Source organism: Deltaproteobacteria bacterium (genome assembly GCA_016930875.1).
In the GTDB taxonomy this organism is placed as follows: Bacteria; Desulfobacterota; Desulfobacteria; order Desulfobacterales.
In genome coordinates, this window is record JAFGFW010000064.1 from 1 (window position 1) to 13,309 (window position 13,309).

At 50.6% G+C, this 13,309-nt stretch carries 10 protein-coding genes; 7 read left to right on the forward strand and 3 right to left on the reverse strand.

Annotated features, from left to right (window positions below):
* Positions 1-430: 430 nt before the first annotated feature.
* Genes JW883_06570 through JW883_06580 form a run of 3 tightly spaced genes read right to left on the reverse strand, consistent with a single transcriptional unit; the run spans position 431 to position 2,416 of the window.
* Complete coding sequence (locus JW883_06570) at positions 431-1,171, reverse strand: hypothetical protein (GenBank protein ID MBN1841929.1); 741 nt, start codon at positions 1,169-1,171, stop codon at positions 431-433.
* Complete coding sequence (locus tag JW883_06575; protein ID MBN1841930.1) at positions 1,120-2,127, reverse strand: hypothetical protein; 1,008 nt, start codon at positions 2,125-2,127, stop codon at positions 1,120-1,122. Before JW883_06575 ends, JW883_06570 begins: the two co-directional genes overlap by 52 nt.
* Before the next feature lie 16 nt (positions 2,128-2,143).
* Positions 2,144-2,416, reverse strand: a complete 273-nt coding sequence (locus JW883_06580; protein ID MBN1841931.1) for a thermonuclease family protein — start codon at positions 2,414-2,416, stop codon at positions 2,144-2,146.
* 166 nt (positions 2,417-2,582) lie between these two features.
* On the opposite strand from JW883_06580, the gene JW883_06585 reads away from it, so the two are divergent.
* The 7 genes from JW883_06585 (at position 2,583) to JW883_06615 (ending at position 12,918) form a co-directional block, all read left to right on the forward strand.
* Complete coding sequence (locus JW883_06585) at positions 2,583-3,158, forward strand: restriction endonuclease subunit S (GenBank protein ID MBN1841932.1); 576 nt, start codon at positions 2,583-2,585, stop codon at positions 3,156-3,158.
* Between the two features lie 17 nt (positions 3,159-3,175).
* Complete coding sequence (locus JW883_06590; protein ID MBN1841933.1) at positions 3,176-4,708, forward strand: type I restriction-modification system subunit M; 1,533 nt, start codon at positions 3,176-3,178, stop codon at positions 4,706-4,708.
* Between the two features lie 13 nt (positions 4,709-4,721).
* Entirely contained in the window at positions 4,722-6,368 is a 1,647-nt protein-coding gene (locus JW883_06595; GenBank protein MBN1841934.1) for a putative DNA binding domain-containing protein, read from the forward strand.
* Positions 6,369-7,182: 814 nt separating this feature from the next.
* The gene (locus JW883_06600) at positions 7,183-8,313 is read left to right on the forward strand and encodes a restriction endonuclease subunit S (GenBank protein MBN1841935.1); all 1,131 of its coding nucleotides are present in this window, start codon (positions 7,183-7,185) and stop codon (positions 8,311-8,313) included.
* Entirely contained in the window at positions 8,314-11,532 is a 3,219-nt protein-coding gene (locus JW883_06605) for a type I restriction endonuclease subunit R (GenBank protein MBN1841936.1), read from the forward strand. It begins immediately after the preceding gene.
* Positions 11,522-12,244: a M48 family metallopeptidase gene (locus JW883_06610; GenBank protein MBN1841937.1), complete on the forward strand. Its 723-nt coding sequence runs from the start codon at positions 11,522-11,524 to the stop codon at positions 12,242-12,244. The genes JW883_06605 and JW883_06610 overlap by 11 nt, the downstream gene beginning before the upstream one ends.
* 329 nt (positions 12,245-12,573) lie before the next feature.
* A complete protein-coding gene (locus JW883_06615; protein ID MBN1841938.1) occupies positions 12,574-12,918 on the forward strand; it encodes a hypothetical protein in 345 nt (114 codons plus the stop codon).
* Positions 12,919-13,309: the final 391 nt, after the last annotated feature.

Genomic DNA, 13,309 nt, shown 5'->3' on the forward strand with positions numbered 1-13,309 from the left:
AGTCCCGCCAGACCCCCTCTACGGCCCGCACAGCCCCATTTGCTGACTACCTACCCAATTGCGCTTTCGCTATATAGAATATCCAGAGGCATTTGTAATTCTTGACAAAATCTTAACTACCTGATACGCAACGTTAGGACCAGTTAGACCGTCAAATTTCACCCACCTGCTGTGATGTCCTGAAGCGTAGTTCCCATCTGCATGAGATGGGTTTTTGATACCTTAGGTGTTGCTGGGGGAGGCTATGAATTGAACACTCGAGGCCCATCTTTCTGAGAACGATGGGCTTCTGGCGTTTTGGGGCTCAGAGTGATGGGGTTCACGTGGAACTAAGGCACACGAACTCCGATAATTCAGAGCTTTCCCCACATCTTGTTCAGTATTGGAATTGACGGGGTTGTTTTTCCAAGGGGGTCCCTAAGTTAATAAGTTAGGATGTCCCTAAGGGTTCCCCCACTGAGTCTTTTAGATCAACAAGGCTTTCCCAAGCATGTTCTGCATAGCGATAGGCACAATGGCGTGCCTGAGGCTTGATGACCCACCATTCCAAGATGGGAATCATTATTGTCAATAGGGCACATGTCATTGTCTCAGGGATAGGAAACTCTCTGCCTGCTATAACGGGGCCAATCACCAGGGCGGCGGTGCTTGCTGCCGAAAGAAAAAGCCAGAGCCACGTACAGCCGTACAGATTTCGCGCAAAGCCATAGTCTGTGTTCGCAGCATGACTCGGCAAGTCCTTTTTCCCCCATATTCTCTTCCTCACTGCAGCAAAGGCATCGGCAATGCGGGCATCCGCCCCATCAGGGTCATCTCGTTCTTCTTGCGGCGAGGCGAGTGGAATGCCAAGCCTCTCTTTGACCAAGGCGTGAAAGCGTTTTTTCCATGCATCACTCTTGTACCCGTCTCGCCATCGCATGAGCGAGGTAGAAGGGTAGCCTCCCCATTCACGAAGAAGAGAAGGCTCTGCCATCAGTCCTAGCTGGCGCACGACAGGAGACGCCAACGCCGAAACCGCTGCCATGATGATCGGATTGGCAAGCCACGGGTTGGCTTCTGCCGCCAGGATTCTCATGGCCCACGGTGTGATGATTATAAGAGGAAGGCTGGTGAGAACACCTACAAGGATGCGACTCTTCCAAGCATAGCCATCGAAAAGGAATTTGAGCATCTGTCATTCTCCGGCCAGAATTCTATGGTTCCGTTTTCATAAAGGTCAAAAACCATCGTGCCATGCCAACGGGTACTCACAACGTGGTCGCTGTACTGTCGGTACTTGTTCGAAGCGTCACAATCAGGCTTCTTGCCCACAGAAACGGCCGTGTATTTCGGGCTCATCAGCTTTACCGCCGGTTGGTGATAGCCGCTGTCCCGGCCATGATGAGAGGCCTTCAGGAGCTGGATATCCATTATGTCGGCACCATGATTCTCCACGATGTAGTCCCACGTTGCCTTTTCCGCATCGCCTCCAAGAACCACCTTGCTCCAACCATGCTGAATGAGAAGTACATAACTCATCCCGTTCGCATCGCTGCTTTCGTCTTCGGATTCTAGAAGGGCAGGATCTGGAGCGAGGATGGTGATTCCGTCTTCCGTCCAGTAGTTGCCGGTATCACGGGCAAAGGGCCTCACGACTTTGACTGTGCTCTGAATGTCATCACGAAATGATCTATAAAGGGCCCAGTCTGCTTTTTGAGAGTCCGTCAGCTTGGAGAGTTCCTGGGTGTACGAGTTGGGCAATACCCAGGCATTGATCATAGCCACATTCCGCATGAGATCTGAAAGACCCGTCAAATGATCCATGTGGGGGTGTGTGGAGATAAAACGAAAGGCTTCGTCGGTGTTGCCGGGCGACTGAGTTAAAGTCTTGATGTACGGGATCGGGTCTTCGAGTTGAATGTCGTACCCAGCCCGCTGAAGAAGCGTCTTGTAGTCCAACGCTCCAGATCCATACAAGAAACGGTCGTAGAGGGCACCCGATGGATTCCACGTTTGGATGACCTCTGTTAGAGAATCGGCATCCATTTTCTCGCTACGGTTAATGTCCACCACCGTCAGCCTGCCACTTGGCAATTCCAGTAGAATACAATCGCCGTGTCCAACATTGAGAACATGTACTCGGATCATTTCTTCTTCCTCCTTCCTACCTGTAGTCTTTGCGCCGCATAGCAGCATTCACTGAACGATTGCCGGTCTTGACTTTGGCAACGCTCCGGCCATACCTGTCTCGTGCCACACTATCGATGGAAACAGTCTGTCCGTGGATAAGCTCACGCAACACTCTAGTAGCAGCCTTTGCGCCACGGGAGCCGGTCTCAGGTGCATTGACGTTTGCCAGCCGAACAGGCCTCTTTCTGGATCCAGTCATGAACGTGTCACCATCGATTACCCTGGTCACTCTCTCTTTTCTTGACATGATCAATCTCCTTTGGATAATATTTTGCAAGATATTTATAATTGTAAACCAGAAGTGCTGTTTGTCAAGTAAATATTGCAAGATCTTTTATACCGCACCTGAATATACTTAGGGTCTTTATTATCATGTTGCAGTTACTAATATACCGTGATAAAGGACTTTCGGTATGCGCCTCAAGAAAATAGCGGGAATACAAAGTGGTTATATCAGCCGTGGGAAAATTGAACCCCGCGACGATGGCACTCATTTCTTGCTACAGGCCAAAGACGTTGATGGTCATCGCCTTACCTATCGCACGGATGACCTCATCCGCTTTGAACCTGTTCTTTCCGGGAAAGACTGGATATTAAAGTGGGGGGACATGCTCTTTATGGCCCGGGGGGCCCGGAACTACTCCGTGCTATTGGACGAAATCCCGGATTCGGCATTGGCAGCAGCGTGTTTTTTCATCGTTCGCGTGTCCACCGAAAAGGTTCTGCCGGAATACCTTTTCTGGTATCTCAATCAGGCGCCGGTTAAACACTATCTAGGCAGGTATAGCGGAAGAGGGGTCCATATGCCGGTGGTTCGGCGGGCAGTCTTAGAGAACCTGGATGTTCCTCTACCCTCCCTGGAAACTCAGCACAGAATCACAGAGCTAAACGGACTCATGCGCAACGAACAGGCACTTCTTGAGGTGTTGGCGGAAAAACGCAAAGACCTGATAGCGGGTGCTTGTCTCCAAGCGGCTCGCGACAGTTAGTCGAAGGGGATAATCATATGAATGACCAACAAAAAAAGGACGCGATTTTAAACAAGGTCTGGCAGGCCTGCGATACCTTCCGAGGCGTCATCGATCCTGCCCAGTACAAGGATTATATCCTGACCATGTTGTTTGTGAAGTACCTGAGCGATATCCTCAAATCCAGGATGGCTCAGTTGACGGCCAAATACAAAGGAGCCAAGGAGCGCATAAAGCGTGCGCTGGAGCGCGAACGCTTCGTTATTCCAGACATTGAAATGAGGGATAGCACAGGAAAAGTGGAGGACCGCTTCCTCGCCACCTTCGACAGTCTTTACGAGCGACGCGGCAGATCGAATATCGGCGAACTGATCAATATCCTACTGGAGCACCTTGAGGACGCCAACAAGCTAAAACTTCACAACGTCTTTCGCAACATTGATTATAACAGTGAGGCCAACCTCGGACAGACACGCCAACGAAATACACGGCTGAAACATCTACTCGAAGATCTCGTGGATCTGGATTTGACCCTTGAGTCCGTGGGCCACCTGGACATTATTGGGGATGTCTATGAGTACTTGATTGAAAAGTTTGCTGCCAGCGCGGGGAAGAAGGCCGGCGAGTTCTATACGCCGGCGGCTGTCTCGGAAACGCTGTCCCGTCTTGTGGCTCCGAAACCGGGGGATCGCATCTGTGACCCGGCCTGCGGGTCAGGGTCATTGCTGATCCGCGCCGGCAAGCAGGTCCGCTCGGACGATTATGCCCTCTACGGCCAGGAGATGAACGGAAGCACGTGGGCGCTCTGTAAGATGAACATGTTCCTGCACGGTGTAGACTCGGCCCACATCGAGTGGGAGGACACCATCCGGCATCCTCAATTCGTGGAAGACGATGCCCTCATGAAATTTGACGTGGTGATTGCCAATCCACCTTTTAGCCTGGACAAGTGGGGCCAGGAAATCGCCGCCGAAGACCGTTATGGGCGCTTTTTTCGTGGTATTCCCCCCAAAAGCAAGGGGGACTGGGCCTTTATCTCCCACATGCTGGCAACGGCCATGGACGGCAAAGGCCGCGTGGGCGTGGTGGTGCCTCATGGGGTGCTCTTTCGAGGTGGGCAGGAAGGCAAAATTCGGGAGGCAGTCATTAAAGAGAATCTGCTCGATGCGGTGATCGGCCTTCCCGCCAACCTGTTCTTTGGAACAGGGATTCCGGCAGCCCTGATGGTCTTTGACAAATCGCGGAAACAGGGCCGCAAGGTCCTTTTTATTGACGCCAGCCGCGAGTACGAGCAGGGCACCAACCAGAACAAGCTCAGAGAGCAGGACATCCAAAAAATCGTCAAGACGTTTCAAGAGCGCAAGACGATCGACAAGTATTCCTATCTGGCAACGTTCAAGGAGATCGAGGAGAATGAGTTCAATCTAAACATCCCGCGGTACGTGGACACCTTTGAACCGGAGCCTGAAATCGATATGGCTGCCGTTCAGCAGGAGATCGAACAGATCGAAACCGAGCTGGCCAAAACACAGGCGAAGATGAAAGGTTATCTGAAAGAGTTGGGGTTTTAAAGGTATCCATCTGATGCATATGACATTGGAACAGTTGCGCTCTTTGATGAAGGCGAAAGAAGCCGAACATCTGGAATTCAAGGAAGCTAAAGAGCGCTTCGACTTTGAAAAACTTGTGCGGTACTGTGTGGCGCTTGCCAATGAAGGTGGCGGCAAAATCGTCTTGGGGGTTACCGACAAGAAACCTCGCCACGTGGTCGGAACGCAGGCCTTTTTGAAGATTGAAAGGACCAAGGCCGGGCTTTTAGAGCGCCTTCACGCACGTGTCGAAATAGATGTCATAGATCATCCGGATGGTCGGGTTCTCGTTTTCACCGTTCCGCCTCGTCCAATTGGAACACCGATGCAATACAAGGGTGCCTACTGGATGCGCAGCGGTGAGGACTTGGCTCCCATGACGGCGGACATGTTGAAAAAGATCTTTGCTGAATCTCAGCCAGATTTTTCCGCTGAAATATGTGAAAAAGCGGCCGAGAAAGATCTCCATCTGGAAGCCATTGAAGTGTTTCGAAACATGTGGCGCCGTCGGTCCGGCAATCCGGCCCTGGAGCATCTCACCCATAGGCAGCTCTTGAGCGATGCGGAATTGCTGGTGGGAGAGGACGTGACATTCGCGGCCCTGATTCTGCTGGGAACTCGGGAGGCGTTGGGCAGACACCTTGCTCAGTCAGAGGTTGTTTTTGAGTACCGATCTGCTGAGTCCTCTATCACCTATCAACAACGGATGGAATACAGACAAGGCTTCTTTCTCTTCCACAACAACCTGTGGAACACGATCAACCTTCGAAATGACAAATACCACTACCAGGAGGGGCTCTTTGTATGGGATATCCCCACATTCAATGAGGCTGTTATTCGAGAAGCCATTCTGAACGCCGTGAGTCACCGCGAATACCGACTAAGCGGCTCGGTCTTTATCCGACAATTTCCAAAGCAAATAGAAATCGTCAGTCCCGGAGGATTTCCCCCTGGAATAACAGCCGAAAATATCTTGTGGCGTCAATTTCCCCGCAATCGCCGCATTGCCGAAGTCTTTGCAAAATGCGGCTTAGTGGAACGCTCAGGCCAGGGCGCTGACCGGATGTTCGAAAACAGCGTGAAGGAGAGCAAGCTTCCACCTGATTTTTCAGGAACTGACGATTATCAAGTCTCTCTTGTGTTGCATGGTGAGATTCAGGACCCTCTTTTTCTGCGTTTCTTGGAACAGATCGGCAAGGAGACCCTGTCCTCCTTCAACACCACGGACCTGATAGTCCTCGACCTTGTGCGCAGAGAAAAGTCCATTCCCCGCTGGGCACGGGACCGGCTGCCCTTGTTACGCCGTTCCGGAGTGATAGAAAAGACGGGCCGTAAACACATCCTTTCTCGCCGATTTTATAAGTTTGTTGGGCGAAAAGGTGTGTACACGCGAAAGAGAGGTTTGGACAGGGAAACAAATAAGGCGCTGCTCCTGCAACATATTCGGGACAATAAGGCCGTCGGGAGCAGGTTGAATGAACTTAAAGATGTCCTCCCGGCCTTATCACACGACCAGATTCAAAAGTTACTCGGGGAAATGAAACGAGAGTATTCGATTCACGTGAAGGGCCGCACCAGGGCCGCACGATGGTATCCTGGCGCAAACAGAGAAGATCTTCACGGGAACGATATTGAGGATTAACGGCGCAATAACGGCGCAATAGAAAATCAAAACATATTGTAATAAATGGACATATATAGCGCCGCTTGATTGAAAAGAGCTTTTGTTTGTACGCAACCCAACGCAGGGATACAGCGGATCTTTGCAGAATAAGCCCCTTTCAGGCCACCCGTTTGCTCAAACGGCTGATGAAAGCAGGAAAGATTTTTGCCAAAGGACGGGGAAAAGGGACCTACTACGTCCCGAGATCGTAAATACGAGCGCGCACGTAAATACGAGTGTGAAAAAGTTGGTTCATTTGTTAACCTATTGTAAAACAAGAAAAAATCACCAGATCACGAACCACACAAAACGCACGGAAATAGATGGGACCTATTTCGTGTCTTTTGTGAATTCAAGGATGTCCTGCCAGACTTGACACGTGATCAGATTCAAACGCTGCTTCGGGAAATGAAAAAGGACGGGCTTATTCACTCTGTTGGCCGGGCGCACGGTGCCAGATGATTTCCTGGCAGGGGAAAGGGCCATTCCAACACCTAGGACATCATGGGTTTAACGTTTAAAAAACGCAAAGAGCTTAATAACCACTTATTATTAATAGCTAATTTTGCGCGTTAATTTTTTCGCCAGCGCATAAAGTAACGCAAAGTCAATGAGGTTTATTTTGTAACCACGAAATACACAAAATACACAAAAATAGAGAAAAAAGATTTCGTTTATTTCGTGTGGTTCGTGGTTGACAAAGGTTAAAGCGTGAGCGAGCGCAACGAAAACAGGCCGGGATATAAGAAAACGAAGGTGGAGTGTTTCGGTCTTTACATAGTGAGCGTTTTCTATGCAACCTGACGAATGGAGGGCAAGAAAACTCAAACAAGTTTTAACACTTCAACGTGGCTTCGATCTGCCTAGGAGCCAACGAACAGACGGTAATGTGCCAGTTATTTCTTCCGGTGGACAAACGGGGTGGCACAAGGAAGCAAAGGTGTCATCGCCAGGAGTTGTAACAGGCCGTTACGGTAGTGTTGGTGAAGTATATTATGTTAGCGAGGATTTTTGGCCCTTAAACACTACGTTGTTCGTTAGTGACTTCCGCGGAAATTATCCCAAGTATATCTTTTACCTTTTGAAGTCTCTTGATTTTAGACGGTTTAGCGACAAAACAGGGGTGCCCGGCGTCAATAGAAATGACCTTCATCTTATTCGAGTAAGTCATCCCCCTCTCCCCGAACAAAAAGAAATCGCCGAGATTCTTTCCACATGGGATGAGGCCATTGATCAGACGCGCAGGCTCATTGATGCGAAAATGCGCCGCAAGAAGGCCCTCATGCAGCAACTGCTCACGGGCAAAAAGCGGTTGCCGGGGTTTGACAGACCGTGGGAGGAGTGCAAGTTGTCTCAGCTTCTCCAACCGAGAAACACTTGCTCTGAGATAACGACAAATCTTCCGCTCTATTCTCTGACTATCGAGAATGGCATTACACCAAAAACAGACAGGTACGACCGCCAAGCATTAGTCAAGAACAAGGAGACAAAACAATACAAGAAAGTATATCCCAATGACATTGTCTTCAATCCTTCAAACCTTCGGTGGGGAGCTATTGCCAGAAGTAAGGTAGGTTTTGAAGTACTTGTATCTCCAATTTACGAGGTTCTGAGCGTTTCACACGCTTCAAGATGCCACCCGGTTTTCTTGTCCGAATTGCTGTGTTCAGAAAACCAGATACGCATGTTTGCTGCTCGCGTTGAGGGGACTCTCGTTGAAAGAATGGCCGTGAAACTCAATGTTTTTCTCACAACAAGAGTGACAATACCGGCCGATTTTGTCGAACAAAAAAAGATCGCGCGAGTCCTTTCCTCTGCGGATAAAGAGATCAGGGTACTGATAGAAAGGCTCACCGCCCTTGAAAAACAAAAACGCGGTCTCATGCAGAAATTACTCACCGGCGAGGTACGGGTGAAAACGTAGATGGAAGAGCCAGTCCCATACGGTGTTTCCGACTACGAAACGCCCAGCTATCTGGAAAAGGTCCAGTCCCAGCTTCCGGCCTTGGAACTGCTGATCAAGCTCGGCTGGCAATACCTGACACCGGAGGAGACTGTGCACCTTCGAGGCGAGCGGCTGGGTTCCACCATCTTGGAGCCCATCCTCGTCGATCACATCCGTACCCATTGCCGTTATGAATTCAAAGGCAGCACCCATCCCTTTACTGAAAATGCCATCCAGAACGCCGCGCAGGCGCTGAAAGGCTTCCGGGCCACAGGCGCAACGCATCAGAACGAACAGGCCTATGATCTGCTGTGCCTGGGGACCAGCGTCCCCCAAACGGTGGAAGGAGACACCAAGAGCTTCACGATCGACTATATCGACTGGAAGAACCCGGAGAACAACACGTATCACTGCACCGCAGAATTCAAGGCGGAGCGAATCGGCCACCAAAAGCATTACATTCCCGACATTGTCTTGTTCGTAAACGGCATTCCCCTGGTGGTCATGGAATGCAAGCGGTCTGCCTATACCCAGACCAAGAAAAAACCCATCGACCTTGCTATTGACCAACTTGGCGACTATCAGGCAAAAGACGGCATCCCGCAGCTTTTTCTCTATAGCCAGCTCCTCCTGGCCCTGGCCCGCGACAAGGCCCAGTACGGCACCACGGGGACCGCTCGGCAGTTCTGGGCGGTCTGGAAGGCAGAACACCTTGACGCCTCAATCCGGCAGTTGCTCAAAAAGCAGTTGGATCAAACGGATATGGATCAGCTATTGTCCATTCCTTTTGACGATGTGCGTCACAAGTATCTATCCATTCTTGAGCAGGGAAGGGAGATCTACGAGCAGGACCGGGCCCTGTATGCCCTCTGTCGTCCCAAGCGTCTCCTTGAATTGGCTTTCAAGTTCATCCTCTTTGATAATGGCACGAAAAAGATTGCCCGGTATCAGCAGTATTTTACGGTCCATGACATTATGAAGCGCGTTTTGAGCGTGCAACCTCATGAATCGCGACCGGGCGGAGTGGTATGGCATACCCAGGGAAGCGGCAAGTCGTTGACTATGGTCATGCTGGCCAAGTCCCTTGCCTTGCGGCCTGATATCTTGAACCCCAAGGTCATTCTGGTGACCGACCGGATCGACCTGGACGACCAGATCTGCGGAACCTTTCGGGCCTGTGGTCTGGAGCCGGAGCAGGCCAATACGGGAAAGCATCTTGTTGAACTGCTTCTGGACCAGCGCACCCACATCGTCACAACGCTTATTCACAAGTTCGCCACAGCCACATCCAGCCGGAATTTGAGGCAGGCTGACCGCAACACCTTTGTCCTGGTGGACGAGGGGCATCGTGGTCAATACGAGGAACAACACACCCGTATGCGCTTAGCTCTGAAAGGGGCGTGTTTCATCGCCTTCACAGGGACCCCGCTGGCCAAATCAGCAAAAAGAAACACGTTTGCCAAATTCGGAGATCTTTTCCAACCGGCATATACCATCTCCCGCGCCGTGGAGGACAAGGCCGTGGTACCCCTGCTCTATGAGGCCCGGCACGTGCCGCAAGAAGTTGAGAAAAAGGCCATTGACGGCTGGTTTGAAAAACTCACCGTGGGGCTTACAAAGGCACAGAAGGCAGACCTGAAAAGGAAATTTTCCACCGAGCGCCAGCTCAATATGGCCGCACAAAAAGTCCGGATGATTGCCTGGGATGTGAGCCTCCATTATGCTGCGACATACCAGGACACAGGTCTCAAGGGACAGCTTGTGACCCCTCGAAAAGAAACGGCGATACTGTACAAGCAGTTCATGGATGAGTTCGCCATGGTTTCTACCGAGGTCCTGATCTCTGCGCCTGCTGAAAGAGAAGGAGAGGGGATAGGGGGTGAACCGTCCCAGACAGAAAAAGCCTTCTGGCAGGTCATGATGGATCGTTACGGTTCTGAGGAGAAATATAACAAGCAGCTCATCAATGCCTTTAAACACGGGGATCACCCGGAGATCATCATCGTCGTGGACAAACTGCTCGTGGGATTTGATGCCCCTTGCAACACAGTGCTCTATCTTGCCAGGAAACTCAAGGAGCACTCCCTCCTTCAGGCCATTGCCCGCGTAAATCGCTTGTACGAAGGCAAGGAATATGGACTTATTCTTGACTACAGCGGGGTCATTGGCGAGCTGGACGAAGCCATCGACTTTTACACTCAACTGGCCAACTATGACCGGGCAGACCTGGAAGAGACGGTCACCTATATCGCCGACAGGGCAGCCGAATTGCCACAACTCCATTCGAACTTGTGGGAGCTCTTTGAGGAAGTAAAGGGTGCCAAAGACCCTGAAGTCTATGAAGTACACCTCCGAGATGATAACTTGCGAAACCGGTTCTACGAACGATTCAGTCTTTTTGTCCGAACCCTTTCCCTTGCCTTGTCGTCCATGAGCTTCCTAGAAACCACCTCAGAAAAGACCATTAGAAAATACAAGGCTGACCTCAAGTTCTTCCAGAATCTCAGAGCGGCTGTGACGCAGCGGTATCAGGAAACCATCGATTTCTCTGAGTACGAACCGAAGATCAAGAAACTCATCGATACCCACGTTGGGGCTGGTGAGGTCGAGCAGCTTTGCGAACCGATCAATCTTCTTGATGCCAAGGCGCGCCAACAGGTGCTCGAGGATAACGGGAAGAGCGTGGGGGCCAAGGCCGATATGATTGCCTCTGCGACCCGCCATGTGATTGAACAGGAAATGGCGAAAGATCCAGTCTTCTACAAGAAATTCTCCAAGCTTCTCGAAGAAGTTATTGAAGCCTACCACCAGGGTCGGCTTCAGGCCCTGGAAGCCCTTGAGAAGATCCAGGACATTTCCACAAAGGTCGTGACCCACACCGATGACGACATCCCTTATGAATTAGTCGGAAAAGACATGGCACGTCGTTACTATGGTTGCGTGCGGGAAGCTACAGCCAAATATGGAGAGGGCAGTGACACGTATGGAACAGAGATTGCGCTCCAGATTGTGGAGCGGATATCCCCACACAGAATCCGTGATTGGCGCATAAATCAGGACGCAATCAACAAAATGCGGGGCGAAATCGACGATATCATCTTTGAAGTTGTCGAGGAACACGGCCTTGAACTCTCGCTGGATGAACATGATGCCATCATTGATCGATGCATAGAGGTGGCGATTGCCAATGAAGACTAAGGCTGCAAAGGATGTCATTCAGTTCGGTACTCGCCAGATCCGATACCGCCTGCATCGTGCCGATCGCAAACGTTTGCGTATCGTCGTGTCTCCAGCGCTGACCGTGAACGTGTTTGCCCCGAAAAATGCCAAAGAAGACCAAATTCGTGAAGCTGTTAAGAAGAAGGCGCCATGGATTGCGAAGACTCTCGACAAAGTGGAAACTTATCACCCTTTGCCAACGCCGAAACGATATGTCAGTGGGGAGAGCTTCGTTTACTTGGGAAGGCAATACCGGTTGAGAGTCAGGAATGGTCCGAAGCAACCGGCCAAAATGCTTGGGCGTTTTCTTTGGGTTTGGGTCGAAGACAAAAATGACATTAAAAGCATCAGAAAAGTGGTGGACGCATGGTTTCGTAAAAGGGCTCGGGAGACCCTGGACCGTTATATGGACAAGTGCTACACCATTGCATCTCGCCACGGTGTCCCTGAGCCACTGTCGGTAATTCGTATCATGCGCACGCGGTGGGGAAGCTGCAGTCCTGCAGGCCGAATTACACTGAACGTCAAACTGGTGCAGGCGCCTGTGCATTGCATTGAGTATGTCATCATGCATGAATTGTGTCACTTGAAGTGCCACAACCACTCAAAGGCGTTCTACGCCCTGTTGACCCGCTGCCAACCGGATTGGCGAAAACGAAAGGAAACGCTGGAGCGAGTTAGGCTTTCATGACTGAATCGGGGAGGGCTATGGGAATTCTGGGACATCCCTTAAGTTTCTAAGTTTCGTGCCGAAAGGGGAAAGGCAAAGGGACTGGGGGCCGGGGGACTGAGGGGGACATCCTTTAGTTTTGCAGTTTCTGTCTCAGAGACGAGGTGTTCGTCTGGGAATAGTCTTGCGTGTTCCTTCCGACTAAAACCCGTCCTTTTGTCCTACCAGCGTTAAGTGCCGTCCGACCACAGTCGTCCGTATACTCAAATCAGCTGCCACCCGAAATGCATACTATAGTCTGTAGATTTATGGCCTGCATTTGGAGAAAATAGAAATATGAGGGTGTGTTTATGCCAGAAAAGAACAGCGACTACTATGTGTTGGTTGTTTGGGGTGACGTTTCTCCCGATCTTCTAGGACCTTTTGCAGACGAAAGGCAAAGGGATACGCGGGCACGCCAGTTAAAGGCGGAATATGGGGATGAGCACGGGATATATGCCCTTGAGATGGATTCGGAGGGCCGACCAACGGTAAGCTCATATTTGGCGAGGTTCTTTGAAGACGGGATATTTTGGGGAGGGTCCGCTTCCGGGTCGGACCACGCTAACGATTCCATATCATTAGCAAAGGATCGAAAATCAGCCTGTTTTTTGGCTGTAAACAGCTCTTTTGGGGGGCAAAAAAGGTGGTTTTAAGAATCTATGTAAAATGGCGGTGTTCGTTAGAATAGCCATTTCGCATGGAATAATTCACGAAAACAAATCGGGCTTCCGGAAGACGTCAACCTGCTTGTACTTCGGAGGATACGGGACGTTCGTCGGAGGATACGGGACGTTCGTGCAGAAATTGCTTTGCGTCAGAGAGCTTTGATGGAACCGGGGCCGCCTGAAACAGGGAGTTGGTCACGACCATTCTACGATGTGTCTTATTTTGGTCGTGGGGGAGGATGACACTTGACACGTTACGGGTTACACATTATGATGCTCCCGTGCAAATAGGAAGTAAATATTCGGTGAACTCTTAAATTTTGCTGGACACAGCTTTTCAATTTTGGTATACGCGGAGACATGTCGTGTCATTACTCAC